18 protein-coding genes are annotated in these 20,777 nt (G+C 44.4%); 9 read left to right on the top strand and 9 right to left on the bottom strand.

Features of this window, described 5'->3' with window-relative positions:
* Window positions 1-158 precede the first annotated feature (158 nt).
* Together KI210_RS07005 and pepF are read right to left on the bottom strand one after the other, a co-directional pair.
* Window positions 159-1,385, bottom strand: coding sequence for a (S)-2-hydroxy-acid oxidase (locus tag KI210_RS07005; protein ID WP_212781180.1), 1,227 nt, complete (start codon window positions 1,383-1,385; stop codon window positions 159-161).
* 260 nt (window positions 1,386-1,645) lie between these two features.
* Window positions 1,646-3,445 (bottom strand): oligoendopeptidase F, encoded by a 1,800-nt coding sequence (gene pepF / locus KI210_RS07000; RefSeq protein WP_212781179.1) that lies wholly within the window; start codon window positions 3,443-3,445, stop codon window positions 1,646-1,648.
* Between the two features lie 162 nt (window positions 3,446-3,607).
* Between pepF and KI210_RS06995 the strand changes: the two genes are divergently transcribed.
* Window positions 3,608-4,753, top strand: a complete 1,146-nt coding sequence (locus KI210_RS06995) for an LCP family glycopolymer transferase (protein WP_212781178.1) — start codon at window positions 3,608-3,610, stop codon at window positions 4,751-4,753.
* A 31-nt stretch (window positions 4,754-4,784) separates the two neighbouring features.
* Here KI210_RS06995 and KI210_RS06990 read toward each other — a convergent pair whose 3' ends face one another.
* From KI210_RS06990 to KI210_RS06980, 3 genes are all read right to left on the bottom strand, one after another.
* A complete protein-coding gene (locus KI210_RS06990) occupies window positions 4,785-6,227 on the bottom strand; it encodes an APC family permease (protein WP_212781177.1) in 1,443 nt (480 codons plus the stop codon).
* Window positions 6,228-6,356: 129 nt separating this feature from the next.
* The gene (locus KI210_RS06985; RefSeq protein WP_212781176.1) at window positions 6,357-7,121 is read right to left on the bottom strand and encodes an ABC transporter permease; all 765 of its coding nucleotides are present in this window, start codon (window positions 7,119-7,121) and stop codon (window positions 6,357-6,359) included.
* Window positions 7,118-7,753 (bottom strand): ABC transporter ATP-binding protein, encoded by a 636-nt coding sequence (locus tag KI210_RS06980; protein WP_212781175.1) that lies wholly within the window; start codon window positions 7,751-7,753, stop codon window positions 7,118-7,120. The genes KI210_RS06985 and KI210_RS06980 overlap by 4 nt, the downstream gene beginning before the upstream one ends.
* Window positions 7,754-8,035: 282 nt before the next feature.
* Between KI210_RS06980 and KI210_RS06975 the strand changes: the two genes are divergently transcribed.
* The 6 genes from KI210_RS06975 (at window position 8,036) to KI210_RS06950 (ending at window position 14,726) form a co-directional block, all read left to right on the top strand.
* Window positions 8,036-8,410, top strand: a complete 375-nt coding sequence (locus KI210_RS06975; protein ID WP_212781174.1) for a 6TM ABC transporter family protein — start codon at window positions 8,036-8,038, stop codon at window positions 8,408-8,410.
* 95 nt (window positions 8,411-8,505) lie between these two features.
* Window positions 8,506-10,047 carry an ABC-F family ATP-binding cassette domain-containing protein gene (locus KI210_RS06970; protein WP_212781173.1) on the top strand — a complete coding sequence of 514 codons (1,542 nt, stop codon included), beginning with the start codon at window positions 8,506-8,508 and terminating at the stop codon, window positions 10,045-10,047.
* Between the two features lies 1 nt (window position 10,048).
* On the top strand, window positions 10,049-10,825 hold the full coding sequence (locus KI210_RS06965) for a threonine/serine exporter family protein (protein ID WP_212781172.1): 777 nt from the start codon (window positions 10,049-10,051) through the stop codon (window positions 10,823-10,825).
* A gap of 4 nt (window positions 10,826-10,829) precedes the next feature.
* Window positions 10,830-11,309: a threonine/serine exporter family protein gene (locus KI210_RS06960; protein ID WP_212781171.1), complete on the top strand. Its 480-nt coding sequence runs from the start codon at window positions 10,830-10,832 to the stop codon at window positions 11,307-11,309.
* Window positions 11,310-11,981: 672 nt separating this feature from the next.
* Complete coding sequence (locus tag KI210_RS06955; protein WP_212781170.1) at window positions 11,982-13,187, top strand: SpaA isopeptide-forming pilin-related protein; 1,206 nt, start codon at window positions 11,982-11,984, stop codon at window positions 13,185-13,187.
* Window positions 13,188-13,523: 336 nt separating this feature from the next.
* Window positions 13,524-14,726, top strand: coding sequence for a thioester domain-containing protein (locus KI210_RS06950; RefSeq protein ID WP_212781169.1), 1,203 nt, complete (start codon window positions 13,524-13,526; stop codon window positions 14,724-14,726).
* 56 nt (window positions 14,727-14,782) lie between these two features.
* On the opposite strand, the gene KI210_RS06945 is transcribed toward KI210_RS06950, so the two are convergent.
* Entirely contained in the window at window positions 14,783-15,574 is a 792-nt protein-coding gene (locus KI210_RS06945; protein WP_212781168.1) for a hypothetical protein, read from the bottom strand.
* Window positions 15,575-15,650: 76 nt separating this feature from the next.
* Between KI210_RS06945 and KI210_RS06940 the strand changes: the two genes are divergently transcribed.
* Window positions 15,651-16,124 carry a pyridoxamine 5'-phosphate oxidase family protein gene (locus KI210_RS06940; RefSeq protein ID WP_212781167.1) on the top strand — a complete coding sequence of 158 codons (474 nt, stop codon included), beginning with the start codon at window positions 15,651-15,653 and terminating at the stop codon, window positions 16,122-16,124.
* A 179-nt stretch (window positions 16,125-16,303) separates the two neighbouring features.
* On the opposite strand, the gene KI210_RS06935 is transcribed toward KI210_RS06940, so the two are convergent.
* From KI210_RS06935 to KI210_RS06925, 3 genes are all read right to left on the bottom strand, one after another.
* The gene (locus tag KI210_RS06935) at window positions 16,304-17,131 is read right to left on the bottom strand and encodes a triphosphoribosyl-dephospho-CoA synthase (RefSeq protein WP_212781166.1); all 828 of its coding nucleotides are present in this window, start codon (window positions 17,129-17,131) and stop codon (window positions 16,304-16,306) included.
* A gap of 13 nt (window positions 17,132-17,144) precedes the next feature.
* Complete coding sequence (locus KI210_RS06930) at window positions 17,145-18,143, bottom strand: nitronate monooxygenase (protein WP_212781165.1); 999 nt, start codon at window positions 18,141-18,143, stop codon at window positions 17,145-17,147.
* A gap of 96 nt (window positions 18,144-18,239) precedes the next feature.
* Complete coding sequence (locus KI210_RS06925; RefSeq protein ID WP_212781164.1) at window positions 18,240-19,163, bottom strand: LysR family transcriptional regulator; 924 nt, start codon at window positions 19,161-19,163, stop codon at window positions 18,240-18,242.
* A gap of 301 nt (window positions 19,164-19,464) precedes the next feature.
* Between KI210_RS06925 and KI210_RS06920 the strand changes: the two genes are divergently transcribed.
* On the top strand, window positions 19,465-20,712 hold the full coding sequence (locus KI210_RS06920; protein ID WP_212781163.1) for an acyl-CoA dehydrogenase family protein: 1,248 nt from the start codon (window positions 19,465-19,467) through the stop codon (window positions 20,710-20,712).
* Window positions 20,713-20,777: the final 65 nt, after the last annotated feature.

The following is a 20,777-nucleotide window of genomic DNA, read 5'->3' as shown; positions in this document are numbered from 1 at the left end:
AAGATCTTGGCATATCATACTCCAGATGAAATCTTTGAGAAAGAATTAGATCATATCTATCAAGCAGTATAAATGTTCAATTTATTATTGCAATTTACGTTTAATTAAAATTGATAGTTTTTACAATTGTTTGCTATTGTACGGGTTGGTCATATATTTTAGTGGGCAGAAGCGCCGGTGTGGGCATCTTCTGATGGTTTAATCTGGTTTTCCTTAGTTACAGGATAGGCCTTTCTGATCCGCGGGTCAGTGTTTGATGGCCAGTCATCACGATCATAGTGAATGTTGCGGATATCAGCATGCTTAACATCTTCAATCGTCTTGCAGCCGGTTAATTGCATGTCGATCAGCAATTCCTTGTTAAGCTGTTCAATTACTGAAGCAACACCTTGAGGACCGCCTAAAGCCAAACCGTAAAGGTAAGGCCGGCCAATCCCGACTAAGTCTGCGCCCATTGCCAAAGCTTTAAAGACATGTGAGCCGCGACGAACGCCAGAATCTAAGATAATTGGAACTTGGTGGTTAACTGCCCGAGCAACTTCTGGCAAAACGTCAATCGTAGCAGGAGCCCCATCAATTTCCCGGCCACCATGGTTAGAAACGACAATTCCGTCAGCACCGGCTTCAATTGACCGCTTGGCGTCGTCTCCACTCATCACGCCCTTGACGAAGACCGGCAGGCCGGAGATTTCCTTGATCCGCTTAACATCTTCTGGGCCAATCTTTTGGGCACTTGCGGCATACATTTGGGCAACTGATTGACCTTCGCCTTTACCACCCAGGTAGCGGGTAAAGAAGTCTAGTGGCACGGGATAAGTGAAGTTAGTCCGCAGGTTAGCTTCCCGGTAGCCTGATACCAGGGCATCAACCGTTAATAAGATCCCCTTGTAGCCAGCCTTCTTAGCTAGATCGAGCACCATTTCGTTGAACTTCCAGTCCTTTGACAGGTATAGCTGCAAAAAGCGTGGTGCTTCTGGTGCGGCAGCGGCAATTTCTTCAACACTCTTGTTTGCATAAGTACTTGAAGCAAAGAGCGCACCTGCCATCGCAGCCCCTTTTTGAGTAGCAATTTCAGCATCTTTATGAGCAATCCCGTGGCAGGCAATCGGTGAAATCATCACTGGCGTCTTAAGCTTCATTCCCATAAATTCAGTATCAGTTGAAGGATGATCCATATCGGTTAAAGCCCGCGGAATAATTTGGTAGTGGTTGAACGCACTAGTATTATTCCGCCAAGTCCATTCGTTTTCAGACCCAGAGGCAATATAGTAGTAGGCTCCTTCCGGCATGATGTCTTTCACGCGGCGTTCGAGCTCATCGAGGTTGATCATGTCAATCTTTTCATCCCGCTCGCTTTGTGGGAACCCCTTGTAATAGTAAGTCATAACAATTCCTCCTAATAGGATAGAGCTTATCTATCGCTAAAAAAACTAACTGTCTACATTATAGATTAAGCGCTTACAAAGCGAAAGGAAAAAGGCGAAATTTGTGAAAAAACATTTGCTGTTTGGACAACATCAAGCTTTATCCAAGAAACTTTGTGAAAAAATTATATTAGTTAAAAGTTATTAACACAGCAGGAAAGCTGACTTTACTAAAAAATAAAAAGGCAACCTGCACTGCAAGTTGTCTTTTTAGGTGATGTTTAAAATTTGCCGATTAGACTTTCAAATTCGTTGAGCCGCTTTTCAAAAGTCTTAAAGGCATCTTCCAGGTAATCCGGCTTGGTCATATCAACGCCTGCACGTTTCATGATTTCGGTTGGATAATCACTGGAACCAGCCTTCAAAAAGCCTAAGTAAGCATCCCGATCAGCTTCAGTCCCATGTACGACTTTGTTTGCCAAAGCCGTTGCTGCCGCAAACCCAGTAGCATATTGGTAAACGTAGAAGTTGTAGTAGAAGTGCGGGATGCGTGACCATTCTTTGGCGATGTCGCCGCCTGGAGTAACACTGTCGCCGTAATAGCGTTGGTTCAAATCGCCATAGTAGGCATCCAGCTTGTCGGCCGTTAATGCTTCACCCTTGGCATCTTCTTCATGAATCCATTGCTCAAATTCCGCAAATTGCGTTTGCCGGTAAAGCGTGCCCTTGAATGAGTCTAAGTAGTGGTTGAGCAGAAAGGCGCGGGTCTTCGGATCGGTTACGTGATCCAAGAAGTATTCCGTTAAGATGTTTTCGTTGGTGGTTGAGGCAATCTCCGCCACAAAAATAGGGTATTCGCCATATTGGTAAGGCTGGGTGTGGCGCGTGTAGTAGCTGTGCACAGAGTGGCCGGTTTCATGGACCAGAGTGTAAAGCGAATCCAAGTTGTCCTCCCAGTTAAGCAGTTCGTACGGATCGGTGTCGTATGAACCGCCAGAGTAAGCACCGGTAACCTTGTTTTGGGATTCAACGACGTCGATTACGCGGTTGTTGAAAATGTAGTCAACCTGCTTTAAGTAGTCCTCGCCTAAAGGAGCTAAGGCCTTTTTGGCTTCAGCTTTGGCCTGGTCAAAGGTGTAGGACAAAGCGGGCTGGCCGGTCAAGGGCACATACATGTCCCACATTGCTAGATCCTTGAGGCCTAAAATGCGCTTGCGCAGAGCGACATAACGGTGGAGCAGGTCGAGGTGCTGGTTAACACTGGTGAAAAGCGTGTCGTAGACTTGCGTCGGCACGCCATTTTCAAACAAGGCAGCATCCCGAGCACTGGCAAACTTGTGGGCTTGGGCATCAAAGTTGTGCATTTTGACTACGCCGGACAAAGTTGAAGCCAGCGAGTTTTCAAATTGCCCATAGCTAGCGTACAAAACGTCGAACGCATTTTTGCGGACGCTGCGGTCTTGCGACTGGATCAAAAGCGAGTAGAGTCCGTCGGACAATTGCACCATGTCGCCGTTTTCGTCTTGCACATAGCCATATTCCATGTCCGAGTTGGTCAAGACGTTGAAGGTGTTTTCGGATACGCCCATGGCGTCATGGGCTGAAGCAATCAGTTTTTCCTGGTCAGGTGAAAGCGTATGGCTGCGCTTGTCAGTAATCCGCTTTAACCATTGGTCATAGTCTTTCAGCTCGGGTTCAGCTTGGAAAAATGCTGCCAGCTGCTTTTCAGAAATACTTAAAATCTCTGGGGTGACGAAACTGGTTTCAGCACTAAAGCTGTTAGCTAGTGCCTGCGCCTGCCCCACGTAAGCTAAATAATGGGTGTTGCTAGTGTCAACATCGCTGGACATCGTAGCATAGACGTAAAGCTTTTCTAGGCGTCTTTGAACGCTGAGCAATTGCTTGATCCCGCTAAGCAGGTGGGCAGCATCTTGGCTAAGCGTGCCCTTGAGCTGGCTAAGACCAGCAGTTTCGGCCTTGACGGCACTCAGCTCTTTTTCCCACTCTTGGTCATTCTTAAAGACCCGGGTAAGGTCCCAGGTTAATTCGGTTGGTACATCGGTTCTTTTGGGAATTGCCATGTTAATCCTCCTTAAGTGTTTCTATCTGATAATTTCTATGATAAAGGAGGCGCAAAATAAATACAAAGGATAAGTAATTATTAATTTTGCCCGCAAATTTCCAGATTTTTCGAAAAAAGTGGTAAAAAAGAAAATAAGTAATTATCGAGAGGAATAGGGAAAATGGATCAATCGCCAAATCCAAATAAACGGGAAAGCTATCGCAAGCACAGCAAGCTGCAATTGCACCGCAACAATGCCTTTACCAACACTGGCACTCCCCGCGGCGGCAACAAATTGCTGCGCATTATTGGCTTATTAGTTGCTTGCGTACTAGCAGTCGGGTTGGGCTATGCTTCCCATATGTATTTCAGTATCAATAGTGCGGTTGATGGTTCGGGCACCAAAAATAGTGCCACTAGTGCTAAAATTGCGGCCAAAAAGCCGATCTCGGTCCTCATCTTGGGGGTTGACCAGGGGATCGAAGGCCGACATGACCAAGGCAACTCAGATACCTTGATCTTAGCAACCGCCAATCCGCAAACCGGCAAATCTACCTTGACGTCAATCCCGCGTGATACCCTGGCTGATATTCGGGGCGACAGCGGCAAATACTTTATGTACCGGATTAATTCGGCTTATGAAGTTGGCGGCAGCAAGGCCTCCGTTAAAACGGTGTCAACTTTACTGGATGTGCCGATTAATTATTACGTAGAAGTTAACATGAAGGCGCTAAAAGAATTAGTTGATGCAGTCGGCGGGGTAACGGTGAAAGTGCCGTTCAGCTTCTCCTACGACTGGTGTGACTTCAAGAAGGGCTACCAGCATTTAAATGGTCGCCATGCGGTGGCTTATTCGCGGATGCGTAAAGAAGACCCGCGGGGAGACTATGGTCGGCAACTGCGCCAAAGACAAATTATTCAAGCCGTGGTAAAAAAGGCGCTAAACGTCAATACTTTAGCTAACTACCGGAAGCTGGTTACGATTTTCCAGAAGTACGTTACTACTAATATGAGCTTTGGCGACATGCTGTCATTGGCTTTGAACTACCGCGCAGCTGCCAAGAACTTGAAGAGCAACTACATCCAAGGCCATGATGCCTGGATCGATGGTGCGTCAATTCAAGTTGCCTCAACTTCTGAATTGCAAAAGAAGTCAAACATGATTAGAAAGAACCTGGGTTTGTCGACGGTTAGCTTGAGCAACGAAGAAACTCGCCAAAATTCCCTGAATGAGAGTAAGAATAATGTCGATTTCAGCGATGCTAATGCCTTTACCAATTACAAGATCTATGATGATTATGGCAATGTCACTAGTTTGCTAAACTAAAAAAGAGCCCGATAGGCTCTTTTATTTTGGTTTAATTTTTGGCTGCTTCTTTAGCTTGCTGGCGCTTAGCGATCATTGGCAGGATAATTCCCAATCCGATCAAGAACAGCGGCTCAACAATGTTTAGAATCAGCATGTGCCACCAGGTTGCTGAACCGAACTTGGCGTCAATTGGCAGGATGCCAAAGGTAGCGGCCACAATTGTCAGGATGAAGCACCACCAGCCGACAAAGATCGCAAATTTGCGGTTCTTAATGTAGACATAGTCTGATGGAAACTTTTCTTCATTTTCCCGGACTTTGATAAAGGCCCAGAATAAAAGACTAGTCACATATGGCGAAATAATGCCGTTGAGGTTCAATAACTGGTTAAAGATGTCATTCATGGTTGGCAGGGTGGCACTTAACAGCAAAATAACCGTACAAATAAAGGTTGTTAGCCAGTAGCCGTTGATCGGCAGGCCATTTCGGTCAGTTTTGGTTAATTGCTTGGGCAGGTACTTCTTAGCCGTATCGCTTAAGAAAATCCGCGCACCGCCATCCACTAGGACTGCTAATTGCGCTAGCATGTACAATGCCTGGGTAATGATAAAGACATACAAGAAGAACTTGCCCATGCCAAATTCTTTGCCCATCGCCTGGAAGGCATAGTAGGAACCGTTCATCTTCAAGTCATGCGGCAAGTTGTGAGCATTGAAGAACACGCCCAAGGCAAAGGAGCCAAAGATGGTCAAAAATCCGGTCATGATGGCCAGCATGTACATGGCCTTAGGGAAGTCGCGCTTGCCGTTCTTCATTTCGTTAACGTAAGGAGCAACGAATTCTGAGCCGTTCATGGCAAAAATCAATAAGCCCAAGGACATCAAGAACTTCATATCGAATTTAGGAATGAAGCTGGTAAAGTTGAAGGGATGCGTGTGCACCTGACCGCCCTTGCCTAGGTAAGCAACCGTCATGATCACGTACAAAATGGTAACAATAAACATCGCTCCGCCGCCCAAGATTGATAAAATCTGCAGGGAATTGGAGAAGTGGTGTTGGAAGAAAATAAATAGGACAAAGATGACCGCCGTCAGCAAGGCAAACATCTGGTTGGACATTTTATCTTCCATTGAGTTGTTGCCGTTAACCAGCCAGCCTAAGGCAACAACGGTTGAATTGGCAACATCGACCAAGTATGGCAGGGAAACTACCCAATAGGACCAGGCAGCAATATATCCCATCTTGTCGCCGCTAGTGTGCCGAATCCAGCTGGACAAACCGCCGCCTTCTTCGGGAAAAGTGGAACCGAGGTGGCCAACAATCAGTTCGTAGGGAATAACAAATAAAATCAACAGCAAGACCCAGTCGCCGACAACTTGCAACCCTTGGTTTTGGAAGTTATAGATAATATCATCAAAACCAATAACCGTCACGAAGTCCATTAAGGCAATAACCGGCCAACTGATCGGCTTGCGTTTGGTATCTTCAATCATTAATTTTGTCCTCCTATATATACTAAAACAACTAATTATACCGCTAAAATACTTGTAAACAGCCCGTTAATGGCTAAAATATCGCTTACATCAAAAAACTGTTTTGCTAACTTTAGCAAAACAGCTTTTTTATTCTAAGATTAATTGCATCTGATCATTGTAGTAATTGAGATAAGCTAGGTGAACCATAATGACTGAGCCGATTCCCGTGGCGGCTAGCAGCATAAAAGTTACCATGATCTGGTATTTAATTGCATATACGGGATCAACCCCGGCAAAGATCAAACCTGACATCATCCCCGGCAGGCTGACCATCCCGACGGTCTTAGCCGAATCGATGGTCGGCTGCATGGCAGTTTTCAGACTTCTTCTGATAATTTCCATGCTGGCTAGTTTCGGGGATGCTCCCAAGGCTAATTTTTCCAAGACTTGCTGGCGCTGGTCGTGAAAAGCATCGTGCATTGCCTTGAAGGCTAGGCCAATGGCAACCATTTCGTTCCCCGCAATCATTCCAGTAATAGTGATGACCTGGGAAGGAACCATTTTAATGGCACCGGTGACCAGTAAAGTGCTTAAAGTTAAGTAAGTACCGATAAATTGGGCAACGAAGGCCTGCCAGAATTTGCGGTGAGGGTTGGGGTCACGCTGATAGGCATTCCAAGCAGCGTTGAAGATAATCACCAGGGTCATCGCAATGGTTAAAAAGAGGTTGTCGACTTTGAAAATGGCTTTGAGCAAGTAGCCGACAATAACTAATTGAATTATGGCCCGGGCAACTGAATATAGGGTATCTTTGGTTAAGCCTAGTTTTTCCTTCCAGGAAATAACCAGTGATACCAGAACCAGGGCAAAGGCTAGCAAGAGCGACCAATTATTAACAGCGAGATTTTTCATTGGCTAATCCTCCCATTTTCCACGTGCAGCTGCAGCTTGGCCTCAGCTAATTCGCTTTGGTCGTGGGTGATCTGCACAATCGTGACGCCACGTTCTTGTTCATTTTTAATCAATTGGTGCACTTGCTGCTTGCTGAAGTCATCTAAGCCGGTAGTAACTTCGTCCAGCAACAGCACTTCTGGCTCGAACAGCACGTTGCGAATTAAGGCGACTCGCTGTTTTTCCCCGCCGGAAAGCTGCGTGATTTTTTTGCCTAAAAAATTACTGCTTAAATCGACTTCTTTTAGGCGCGCAAGACACTTTGCTTCGTCAAAGGCCTGTTTGCGGATCGCGAAGGGGAAGGCTAGATTATCCTTAACGGTTTCGCCAAATAAAGTCGGCTGCTGAAAGCAATAAGACACGCGTTGGCGGTATTGGTCAGGCTGATAACTGGTGGTCTTTTGGCCTTGATAAAGAATCTCGCCTTCGCTGGGACTGATTAAGTTGGCTAACAGCCGCAAGATGGTACTTTTACCGCTGCCGGACGGGCCAGTGAGCGTCAGGGTGCTGCCGGCTTCGATGTTGAAGCTGATATCTTGCAGCACTTTAGTGTCATGGGTGCGATAGGCAACGTGATGCAATTCGAATAGCATGGCAAAATCCTCCTTAGCTAAAATTTTAGGAGCGTGAAAGTTTCATTGCAACTTATAAGTATTCTAAATTGCAAAATAATTGGAAACAAAGAGACCGATACTATTTCTATCCGAGACTGTCAAACTTTGTTGGCTATATTACCTTTGTGGCATATAGTAGTATATTGAGTACCAAACCGCATGCATTGATAGAAGAATTTTGGGGTTAAAAGTTGACTAATTTGCCTCTGGGCGTTAAGTTAAGTTCAATATCTGCCAAATAATTAGCAAAGGACCCAAATTATGCAAAAGCCTAGTCTTTTTCCCGTAATCTACGGCATTATTTCTGCTCTGATCGGTTTTATTGCCGTTTTCTTCATCTGTGAACGTTCTTTTAAAATGAATCTTTCCATGGCCATCTTGGTTTCAGGAGTTTTTGCCCTGGTCTTTTTCGTGATTTCATTTTTCCGCGGGCATGCTTCAGTTGAAATCAAGCGGATTGCCAAGAAATATCAGCTTAGTGACCAGGAACTGGCCCGAATTACCGGCATGAAACCCAGTGACTTTCCTATTTATCATGACCAGTTGCAGTTGATTTTGCCTAAACGTTATTGGCCCAAGGTGTTAGCGGCATTGCAAAAATACGAGCGTGAGCGGGATCATGCTGAAAATTACTAGTTTTAACGATCTGACTTAATTTTTAAGTTGGGTCTTTTTTCTTGGCGGTTTTTAGTGTAGTTTTATTGTGTAAGTAGTGAAAGGGCGGGGCAGCAGTGAGCTTATTGACAGTTAGTCATCTAAGTCAGAGTTTTATCGATAAGACTTTGTACGAAGATGCAAATTTTGTTTTAAATAAAGAAGATCATATGGGCGTTACCGGTCAAAATGGGGTCGGCAAGTCCACGCTGATCAAGATTTTAACCGGCGAGATTCTGCCTGATGACGGCAGCGTAAAATGGCAGAATCGCATTAGCGTAGGGTATTTGGACCAATATGCCAAGCTGACTCCGGGGGTGACCATCCGTGGCTTTTTACGGACGGCCTTTGATGAACTGTATGCCAAGGAAAAAACGCTTAATCAGCTGTATGAACAATATGGCGAAAGCGGCGATGACAGTCTTTTGGAAAAAGCCGGCAAGCTGCAAACCCAATTGGAAGAAAACAATTTCTATGATCTTGATACTGAAATTGAACGAGTTGCTTCTGGCTTGGGCCTGGCCGATCTAGGCTATGACCATGACGTTGCCAAGCTTTCTGGTGGGCAGCGGTCTAAGATCATTTTGGCTAAATTGCTCCTCCAGCAGCCTGACGTGCTGGTCTTGGACGAACCGACCAACTACTTGGATGTCTCGCATATTGACTGGTTGGTTGATTATCTAAATAACTTTACCGGCGCCTTCATTGTTGTCAGTCATGACTATGACTTTCTAGGGCGGATTACCAATTGCATTATTGATATTGATTTTGGCACGATTACCCGCTATACGGGAACTTTGAAACAGGCGATGCGGCAAAAAGCGGCTAACCGTGAGACCTACCTCAAGGCCTATGCCAACCAGCAGCGCAAAATTGCCAAAACCGAGGCTTACATCCGCAAGAATAAGGCTGGTACGCGGGCCAAGTCGGCAAAATCGCGGGAGAAGCAGCTGGCTCGAATGGATGTGTTGACGCCGCCAAAGAATAATAAGAAGGCTAATTTTGAATTTCCATATGCCGCAACAGCCTCCAATCTGTTATTGCAGACGCAGGATCTGGTTATCGGCTATGACCATGCCTTGGTTAAAAGTGCCTTTAACTTTTCGGTTGGCGGCAATGAAAAAGTGGCGATTACTGGCTTTAACGGGATCGGGAAAACGACCCTGTTAAAGACCTTGCTGGGGCAATTAAAGCCGATTTATGGCGGCTATGACCTATCGGTAACGGCCAAATTAGCCTACTTCAAACAGGATTTGACCTGGCCCAACAACAATATGACGCCCCTGCAATACCTGCAGGAAGAATTTGACCGGAAAAAACCCAAAGAATTGCGGCAGGCGCTGGCTCGCATGGGCTTGACGGCCCAGCAGGCGATGAGTCCCTTAAAAGAACTTTCTGGGGGCGAACAGGAAAAAGTCAAGCTTGCCAAGATGCAGTTTGAACCGGCCAACTTATTGTTTTTGGATGAGCCAACCAACCACCTGGATAATGACACCAAAGATGCCTTGCGCAAGGCCATTGTCAACTTCCCAGGCGGGGTCATTATTGTTTCCCACGAACGGGACTTTTTCCGTGGCGACTGGGTCGACAAGACAATTGATATTGAAAAAATGAACTAACATGGTAACGACAAAAGAGAACAAGGTTGTTTATCAACAAGTATTGGACGTGTGCTTGACTGCCGGCCGGCTAATGATTGAAGGCGGCAGCGAAATGTACCGGGTTGAAGATACGATGAAGCGGATTGCCCTGAACGCCGGCATGACTAATCCGCGGGTGTTTGCAACGCCTACCGGAGTCTTTATGAGTTTGGCGGGCGGCGATATGATGCAGCTGATCCAAGTGCGCGACCGCAATATTAATTTAGAGCTGGTTGACCGCGTGAATGAATTGTCGCGGGAATTTGCCCGGCAGGAAATAACCCTGGATCAATTGGAAAATAAGATAAACCGAGTGGCCATTGCAACGCCTACTTTTCCGATTTGGCTGCAAGTTTTGGGGGCTGCGATTCTAAGTCCCACCTTGATGGTTTTATTTACCGGGAAATATGATTGGATTGATTTCCCCGCAGCTGCGGTGGTTGGGGCAATTGGCTATTTGGTTTTTGGTTCATTTAAGCGGTGGACCAAAATTCGCTTCCTATCAGAACTGATTGCTTCAGCCGTCATGGGACTGGTTGCGATTGGCTTAAATTGGCTATTCCCGCAATTGACGATCGATTACATTTTAATTGGTGCCTTGATGACCCTGGTTCCCGGTCTAGCTTTGACTAACGCTTTACGTGATCTTTTTATGGGAGACCTGGTGTCAGGCGTAGTTCGCGGGGTGGAAGCGGCGCTAACGGCTGTTTCGCTTGGTGCCGGCGTAGCTATTGTGATCAGATTCTTTGGAGGTTAGGACCATGGTGCTGTGGCTGCAAGTTTTAATTAATATTATTTTTTCCTATTTGGCTTCAGTTGGCTTTGCCCTGACAATTAATGTTCCTCGGCGCGCTTTGAATTTAGCAGGAATCAACGGCGTGATTGGCTGGATGATTTATTGGCTAACTTTTCACGCTGGCTTAGGTCGGGCTATTCCTAATACATTGGGGGCTTTGGCGATTGGCATTTGCAGTTTGGCTTTTTCCCGCATGAAAAAATGCCCAGTGACGGTCTTTAATATCCCCGCCCTGGTGCCGCTAGTGCCAGGAGTGCCGGCCTATCAAGCAATGAGAGCCATGATGGGCGGCAATACCAACTTGGCGATGGAATATCTGGTAAAAACGGCCATTATTACCGGAGCAATTGGGGTCGGGTTTTTACTTTCAACCATGCTGACGGAATTTTATTTCCGGATCTGGCGATTTTACAGAAACAAGAAAAACAAGTATAATACCCACTGACGAGTCGATAAAGTACGCGAGATGCGTGATTTTTGAGATAGAGGACAGCCGCCTTAACTGGCGAAACTCGGGAAGAGTTGCTGTTGGACAAGACTGATGTGAACAGACACTATCCACATGCTTCGGCGTGCCTTGATTGAGCGGATTAATCAGTTTGATTGATCCGCTTTTTGTTTGCCCGGTTTATTTTGAGATTACAAAGTGTAAAAGTTTGTATTCGCTTACCAATAAGTAGATAATAATAATCGAAGGCTGTCGTGACTAGATGAACCCAGGGGAAGCCAAGGGATTGCGAACAGTCTTCATTAGTAAAACAATATAAAGGGTTAGCTAATTAACGCCGCTCTCGCCAGCGCTGTGGCATAAAGTGTGGATTGTGCTGGCGATTTGGAGTCAAGGGTGGAGTTACACTGTGACTGGCTTTTAGCTGGTTGTGCCTGCTGCACCCAGCTTGGTTAAGACCAGGAATGAGCAATCATTTCTGTTTGTTGTTTTTGTTAATTTTATAACCCTTTACTGAAGGCTACTGGCAACATGCCAGTGGCTTTTCTTATTATTTGCAAAATTAACAAAAAAGTCATAAATATATCACAGCTTCAAAGCCATAACTGTGTATACTAAATAGGTAAAACTTATGGTTTGTTAAAGAAAGTAAAGGGTATATGAATTAACATGAAGAAGCTGTCGAAAATAATTGCTGCATTTACGATTTTGGTTACATTGTTGGTCACTACGGGTGTCCCAATTTTTGCCAGCAGCAAAACCAACCTTTCGATAGCTAAACTGGTTACGGGGACGACCACCGCTTTAAGTGGAGCTAAGTTGGTGATCAAGTCTGCAGATGGCACAAATGTTGCTGCTTGGACTAGTGGCCAGACGCCGTATGGGCTGGCATTAGCAGATGGCACCTATACCCTGAGTGAAACCGCTGCGCCAACTGGCTACCAAAAAGCTGCTGCGATTACTTTTAAGGTCGTGAATGGCCGCGTCTATGAGCAAGTGGGGGATGCTTGGAAACTAGCTGCTTCTCAGACCAGCGGTTTTTCGGTTAGCAAATTAGTTCTGGATGCTAGCGACGTAAGCAGTTATTGCTTTAAGGTCAATGACCAGACTGCTTTTGGCGGCGATCCGGCAAAATTAAAAGCTAGCACAACCGGCGTTAGCGGCTATAGTTTAACTACCATTACTAATAGCAAGTTGGCGGGAGTTTTGACCCATGGCTATGGTACGGCGCCCTTGCCAGAGGGCTTGACCGAAGCGGAATTTGCTAAGGTTACCCAGGCAGCTGTTTGGCAAGTGCTGGGCTATAGCGTGGATCATGCCGACTTTACCAGCAAAATGAACGCAGTCTATGAAAGTCTGCTGACGAAAACGGCCGATGAACAAGTTGATGTCTATAGCTTAAACGATGCAAGTTGGCAAAAAGTTTATGCTATTCATCAAAAGGCCCCAAGTGAATTGAAACTGTATGATCAAAAAGCTGAGACGACTGCTAAGAGCAATGCTAAGAAGGCAACCAAGGCAACCACCAGCAGCCAGACTGAGAAAACCGTCGCAGCAAAGGCTAGCTCGATGGCTAGTTCAACTAATACTAGTGCAGCCAGTTCGACTAGCTCTACCAGCTCTAGCCAGAAGGCAAGTTCAAGTAGAGCCAGCACTAGTTCGAGTTCAGCTGTCATTAATCAAAAGACGACGGTAACAGGACAGGTTGAGCCAATTGGCGGTCAGGGTGAGACCGGCGCAATTTTCACCAATGCGATCAGCAAGGCCAATGAGTTGCCGCAAACTGGTGAGGATGTGGTGTCCTTAGCAGTATTGGGACTAGTGGTTTTAGGTTTTGCTGGTGGGATGCAGCATTATAATAAGAAACGAGCATAAAAGAACTCCATTCTCTTTAATTCGCAGTTAAGGGGATGGAGTTTATTTTTGCAAATAAAATAATTTTCGACGTATAAATATAAAAATATGAGATAAGTTTCGACAACAAACTAGCATAGGAATTGCAAAAAGGCTTTAATAACACTTGTGATCTAATTTTATCTTTACAAATTTTAGCAGGTAAAATAACGTTTCCTTTGGGTTAACACCCGATCTTTTATATTAATGTATGATTAGTATCTTATCGAGCATTCATATATGTTTTTATGATATTTCTAATGTATAATAAGTTTGAAATAGCAAATTATTATAAATGGAAAATCGGAGGAAACGAAAATGAAGAGGCTCTCAAGACTGCTAGCTTCATTAGTACTTTTGCTAGCTGCAGCATTTTCGTGGGGTAGTATCCAGTCGGTAAAGGCGGATTCTACTAGTTCAACCACTTATACTGCACAAAAGGTTTATCCTAATAGTAGCGATTTAACCAAGTACTATTTTACGATTAATGGCGAAGTCGGATATTGTGCCGATCCAACGAAACAAATGCCAAGTGAATTTGGCTCTAGCGGCTATAGTTTGACTACGGAACAAAATGCCAATTTAGCTGGCGTTTTGGAAAATGGCTATGGCTATGCTGACACGCCTGATGGCTTAAGTGATGCAGAATTTGCTCAGGTTACGCAATATGCTGTATGGCATGTTTTAGGCTATGACTTTAGTCATAGTAGTTTCTCAACGGCGATAGAAGAAGTTTACAATGACTTGATCAGTTCAAGTGATGCAAGTAAAACGGTTAACTTCTACACTCCAAGCGATAGTTATTTGCAAGGAATTGTAACTTTGTCGACTACTAGTTCAGATGACTCTAGTTCATCATCTAGCTCAGAGAGTTCTAGCTCATCATCTAGCTCAGAAGAGAGCTCAAGTTCAGAAAGTACGAACTCATCGAGCGAAAGCACTAGTTCATCAAGTGATAGCACGAACTCATCAAGTGAAAGTTCAAGTTCAAGCTCGTCAAACGCAGATGTAAGTTCGGCATCAAGCGACAATTCAAGTTCAGAGAGTTCTAACTCATCATCAAGTTCAGAGGAGAGCTCAAGTTCAGAAAGTACGAACTCATCGAGTGAAAGCACTAGTTCATCAAGTGATAGCACGAACTCATCGAGCGAAAGTTCAAGCTCAAGCTCGTCAAACGCAGATGTAAGTTCGGCATCAAGCGACAATTCAAGTTCAGAAAGCTCAAGCTCATCATCTAGTTCAGAAGAGAGCTCAAGTTCAGAAAGTTCTAGCTCAGAAGAAAGCTCAAGCAGCTCTAACAAGGGCAGTGATCAGCTCGCAGTCATAGCTTCAAGCGATAACTCCGGCTCTGGCACCAGCACTACAGATGTAGCTGCAGCAGCTGATTCTTCTGACGAAGATTCAACTTTGCCACAAACTGGTGACCATGCTACTCTGGCAGCTTCCGTTGCAGGCGTCATGTTGTTAGCACTAGCTGCAGCAACCTATCTTTGGGAAAAGCGACGTCAAGCAAACAAATAATTACGACGCATAGATAAAAAAGTCGATTCAGTTCAAACTGAGTCGGCTTTTTAGTTCTACAAAATTGCCAAAATTCTGATGATTACATTGACCATAATCGATACCAAGAAGGAAAAGCTCAGAGCAGAAACGCTAAATTGCGCAATTGTTTGTGTCACCGCTGCTACCTGAACGTTTCCTCCCAGCAGCGAGCCCACAAAAATCAGGATAAAACTGATCAACGCCAGCTCCCCAAAAGCAGTAACGCAGCTAGCAAGATCAGCACTGCTTAAAGCAAAACCGCCAATTGTAATCGACATAATTAACAATACGGCTATGATGACGCGAATTTTTTCACCTTGGCTGCTTATCCCCGTGGCCCACAACAAATTCCAAGTTGGGGTTTCTAGGTTAATGACTTGATGAGCAAAAGTTGTCAGGTTTTGATACCATTCAGGTGCCAAAAAGCGCGACACGCAATAAATTGCCAAGGTTGAGCCATAAACGGGAGCTGTTCCAATAAAAGCATTCCCTAGCTGCTGGTAAAGTGAGTGGGGATTCCACTGGTGGTTAACATAGCCTAGTCTTACAGTACCATTTTCAGTCGAGCGGACGTCTTTGGGTAGGACTAGCAATTTGTATTCAGTCACCTTGTGTCCAAAGAAAAGGGCTAGGAGCAGGTGACTAAGTTCATGGATGATAATGCCTAGCCAGCCTAGGTACACTTCCCATTGCCAGCCAACGCTGCCGTCCAACATGGCATCGGTGTTGCGATTTAAATAAGTAAGAAAAAGTACCAGCCCTAAAGGTACGCCAAAGCCGAGCAGCAAGTACTTAATTGCCATCAGCAGAAGATGTCCAAGCGCCATTTTAGGCCTCCAATCTGTGCAATAATATTAATAATAGTACACTTCAGGCGCAATCGCCTAATTTAGGAGGATTCTTATGAGAAAAGCAGTACCTTTTTTAGATGAACAAACTAGTAACGAAGACTTTTTACGTCTTTTTGCAGATAGTTTTCAATCAGTCGTTTTTGCGACGGTAGATCGGCAAGGCAATCCCATTACTAATGTCGCGGATATCGAACTGGCTGAGCAGGGACGGCTGTATTTTGCGACTACCTATGAGAAGCCGTTTTACCACCGTTTGAAAGAACATCCCCGAATTTCAATCACGGCTTTGAAAGGGGAAGAGACGATGGATAGCGTTGGCGTAAGTTTGGTGGGCGAGGTTGAGGAAGCTGATTTGGCCGTCTTGGATCGAATTTTTGCCAGCCATCCGGAAATGGCGACAATTTCTGGTGAAAATCACTCTGAACGCCGAGAATTGCTGCGACCATTTGCCATTAAGCCAATCAGTGGCTCCGTTTATGACTTGCGGCAGCATCCAATTTTCCAAAAGAGTTTCAAATTTAGATAAAAAAGTGTACAAAAAAAGTCCGACTGAAGGAAAATGAAGAAGATAAGTTAGTTAAGTCTAGCTATCGTTTATACGCTCATTTAGGGGTAGAAGATAGTCAATGAGCGCTGGAGGTCCTTCAGTGGGCTTTATTTAATTATAGCATTGATTAATAAAAGGGTAGTTATTATTGCTTGGTGCTACAGAATTCCCCGCTCCAAAGCTAAGAAAATCGTAGAAATCAACAAATCGGCACATCCTCCTAAGCTGTAATTTTTCTCTTTGAAAGTCACGTTTAATTCAGCCAGAAATGCCATGCCAGCTTGGCTTTTAGCACCACCCAGGTCGAGAAAATGCTGCGCCTGCTCTTGTGCCCACTTTACCACCGTAACTGATCCCGCGCGTTTGATTAGCGTCGAATCAGCAGCTTGGGTTGCGATTTTCATCAAGGTATCAAGCAGTCGCTGGTTGGTGGTTCCGGTGCTTTTGGCTAAAAAAGGCAGAGCCACGTCTTCAATTATCGGGTAACCTGCTTCGGCCATAGCTCGCGCACCGCCCAGGCCATACTTGCGATATTGCTTCTCTCCCGCAGTTGGGGCTGCTGAGGCTTTACCAAGATCGTGCTTGACCAAGCCGCGACACATTTGGCGAATTACTGCAAAAACGTCTTGGTCGGGATGCTTCTGAACGTATGCCTCTGCACCCACGAAAATGCCTAGAGAAAAAATTGCCCCTTTATGAGTGTTGATGCCGTGAGTTGCTGCCAGCATTTCTTTTTCGGCTTGAATGCCGCGCGGGCGTAATTTTTCAAAAAGCTCACGTAAGTCGCTGCCGTTGAAGGCGGAGCCGGCTTGTTCGCAAAAAGTGAAGTATGGTTCTAGACTGAGGCTGCTGTCGATAAAAGTAAATACGTCCATGTCCTTGTGCGAGCCAGGGTCTACGGGATCTACCAAACCTGGTTTGGGACACGTTGTAACTTCATAAAGAAGAGCCTTTACGGCGTTTTGGGTAATTGTTGATGCTGCCATGATAAAACTCTTTCTATCCCTCTGGTATTGCTGCTAATACCTCAGCTAATTGCTGTTCAACCGGGGCAATTTTAGTGACTACGTCTACATCAGCCTCAGTATCGGTCCAGCCGGCCTCTAAGTCACCTTTCACGAAACCATTAATTAAGCCTTGATAGCGATTAGCTTGTTCCCATAACTCAGCCGGAGAAGAGGTACTTGTGGCCAAATTATCTGGTAATTTTCCAGGCAGAGAATAAACGGTTCCGAATGGAAGTTTAAAGCTTACTAATTTGTCTTTCGTAGCTTCCACATATTGTTGTTTGATTGCCTCAGCGGTAAGGGCTTCTTCGCTGGTATAAAAGAGTAAGCGATTGCTGATGCCATCTGCACCAGCAGCGAATGCTTGTTTGACTTCAGCTGCAGTTACTACGCCACGGGCAACTAGGATGGCAGTTGGTATTTTGGCTCGAATAGCAGGAATTAACTCTTGGCCTGCCAGCAGGACGTCTACACCTTTTTCTTGTTCTTCCACAGCTTCTTCCACGCTATTAATTCTTTCAATAATGCGAATTCCGTTATCTTTGAGCACTTTAAGCCAAGCCGTGGAAATTAAGTGGCCAAAACCTTCGAAATAAGCAATTGTGATTCGACGCTTTCGCATTAGAGCAACTAAAGAATCAGCAATTGGATCTTCAGTCGGGCTCTGTTTCGCAGAAGCAATTTCAACGCCAAAGGGTCTAAAAGTCCTTTCGAGAGCAGCGTTTATTTGCTCATTCATCAGATTGCGTTCTGTCATTGTATCTAGGATTGCATAATTATTGGGATCGCCAACTGTTGTGCTATCGGACGCCGACGCGCTAGTGGTGGCATCAGCTGAAGTATTAACGTGATAACCGGCATTGATTCCTAAAAAGCCGAGAAATCCTGCTTCCGATACTGCACTGATAAATTTTCCATTAGTTAAAGTATGAATTGGCTCTTGAATGATCGGAGAGTGGATCCCTAGCAATTTGCAAAGTTTATTAGTCATAAAATTCACCTTATCCTTTAAGTAGCATTTTACGCTATTGAGATTAAGAAAAAAATCACAAACAGACAAATAAAAAGACTATAGCTAGCTATAGTCTTATTCTATATCTTCAATTGGTTCCATTGGAAAATGTTCTGTTAAATGGTGTTTTTGTCGCTTTAAGAAGTCTAGAAAGTTGCAGAATTCTGGGGACATGCTTCTTTCTGAGTCATAGGCTAAATATATCTGCCGTGTATCTTTTGGTAAATCCAGTTTGATGCGATGGAGGTCGAATCCTTTTAAATATACTGTATCAGCAACCACGCCGACAATGTTGTTAGTCATAACTTGTCCAGCAATGGCTAACTCATCGTGTAGCCGATTTTCAATTTTTAAGTCTGAGGCTTTAGCAAGCAAAGCATTAGTAATTGACTGACCAATTTCAATTTCCTTAGTGTAAGTCAGTAAATTTTCCCCACGTAATTCTTCAGGAGAAATCCTATCGATCTTAGCTAGGTCACTGTCAGGAGATACGATTGCAATTACTGGTTCATAAAAGAAAGGAATGAAATTGAAATTATCAAATCCCTCAACATAAGAAGTAATTCCTATATCATACCAACCATTTTGAATTCCCTGACAGATTTGGAGCGAAGGATTGTCATGATAAATAATTCTAGGAGCAGTTTCTGTTTCTTGTTTATATTCTTTGACCAGTCTTGGCAACAAGGTGCCTACATGAGTCGGAATACAAGCTACATGAATATTGCCTTGGTCTTGGCTGATTTGTTGCTCCAGTCGACGCTTGCCGTCATCAAGTACATCGAGCGTCTTAACAACGGTACTGTAAAAAAGCCTCCCATAAGGAGTTAATTCAACATTGTGACCATTATGCCGGAATAACTTACAATTTAATTCACTTTCAAGTTGTTTTATTGAGACTGAAAGTGTGGGCTGGCTAATATAAAGCAGTTCAGCTGCCCGTGTGTACTGTTGTTGTTCTGCTAATTCTCGAAAATAATACAGTTGGTTTAAATTCATTTTGTGCCTCTGTGTTAGTCAAACGCAATTTAAACATAAATTTCGTTAATACTTGCGCTTCGTGCTTAGAGTACTAGGAAGTAACGAAAGCGCTTTTTCAAAATAGTGACGCTATTCACAAAATCAACTACAGTTTACGGGGCAAATTTTCCATAGTCAAGGGTGAAAATATTACTAAAGCTAATACACTATTATCCGTAATTAATTTTACATGATCTCAGTAAGGATTGATAATCATTACTGTAATCAAAAAGAAAGCGCTTGCTAATGAAGAGCGATTAACTAAGGAGATATTTAGATCATGGAAAAGAAATTACACACGTTACCACCTTATGAAGAAACTCCAATCATGCACACCACCAAACCTGGTGAATCAATGTCAGATGAAGACTTCCAAAACTACTTGAAGGAAATTAGTCACTTGGCACAAAACGAATTTGATCGGATGACTCCATACATTGAAGAAAATCGTGAATTTCCAAAGGACTTCTTCCCAATTGCAATCAAGCACGACTTGTATCGTTTCGCATTACCAAAGCAATATGGTGGTTGGGGCTTGAGTGAAAAGCAAATTTTGCAAGTTCAAGAAGAATTCTCACGTACCCAAGGTGGTATTCGGATGCACTTGCACCACGCCTCAGACATGAACTGGAGAATCCTTGATACCTTCGGCAGCAAGGAGCTTAAGGACAAGTACATGGATAAATTCCAAGACAAGAGCATCTATGCAAACTTTGCCTTAACTGAAAAGACAGGTGGTACTGGTGCCGACCTTCACACTACTGCTGTTAAGGATGGCGATGACTGGATTATCAACGGTGAAAAGACTTTGATTTCTCACGCTGACGTTGCTGACTTTACTTACCTGATCGTTGTTACTGACCCAGACAAGCAAGGTGACGAAAGATTGTCAGCCTTCTGGGTACCAACTGACACCCCAGGATTCGAAGCTCATGAAATGCCATTAATGATGGGTTGTCGTGGTGCTGGTCACGCCGACTTGAAGTTCACTAACATGCGTGTTCCTGACAAGTACATGTTAGGTAAGCGTGGTGAAGGTATGAAGGTTGCTATCCACTCGCTGTCACTTTCAAGAGCCCACATTGCCGACTCAAACTTAGGTATGGCTCAACGGATGCTTGAAATGTCAATTGCTTACGCTAAGGACCGTGTAACCTTTGGCAAGCCTTTAGCTAAGAGACAATCAATCATCTTTGAAATCGCTGACATGGGTTCAAAGATTCACGCATTGCGTTTAATGCTTTGGGACTTGGCAGAAGACTACGATGCTGGTAAGGACATTACCAAGAAGGCATCAATGGCTAAGCTTGAAAGTATTAACACTGTAAAGCTGGTTTCAGACTACATGCTTGAAATCTTTGGTGGTATTGGTTACTTCCAGGACAACCCTTACGGCCCTGCTGAACGGCTTTACCGTGACTGCCGTGCTATGTGGCTTGAAGAAGGTCCACGTTCTGTTCAGAGATTGACTGCTGGTCGTTTGCTCATCAAAGACGGTGGCAACACTGAAATTAACAGCATCAAGTAATAAATATTGATTTAAGGACTGGATCTAACTAAATAACAAGATTCAGTCCTTTTTTATGAAGGTAT

The sequence above is a fragment of the Lactobacillus corticis genome, from assembly GCF_018327645.1.
In the GTDB taxonomy this organism is placed as follows: Bacteria; Bacillota; Bacilli; order Lactobacillales; family Lactobacillaceae; genus Lactobacillus; species Lactobacillus corticis.
The sequence above is the reverse complement of the archived record's forward strand: the minus strand, read 5'-3'. Positions and strand labels throughout refer to the sequence as shown.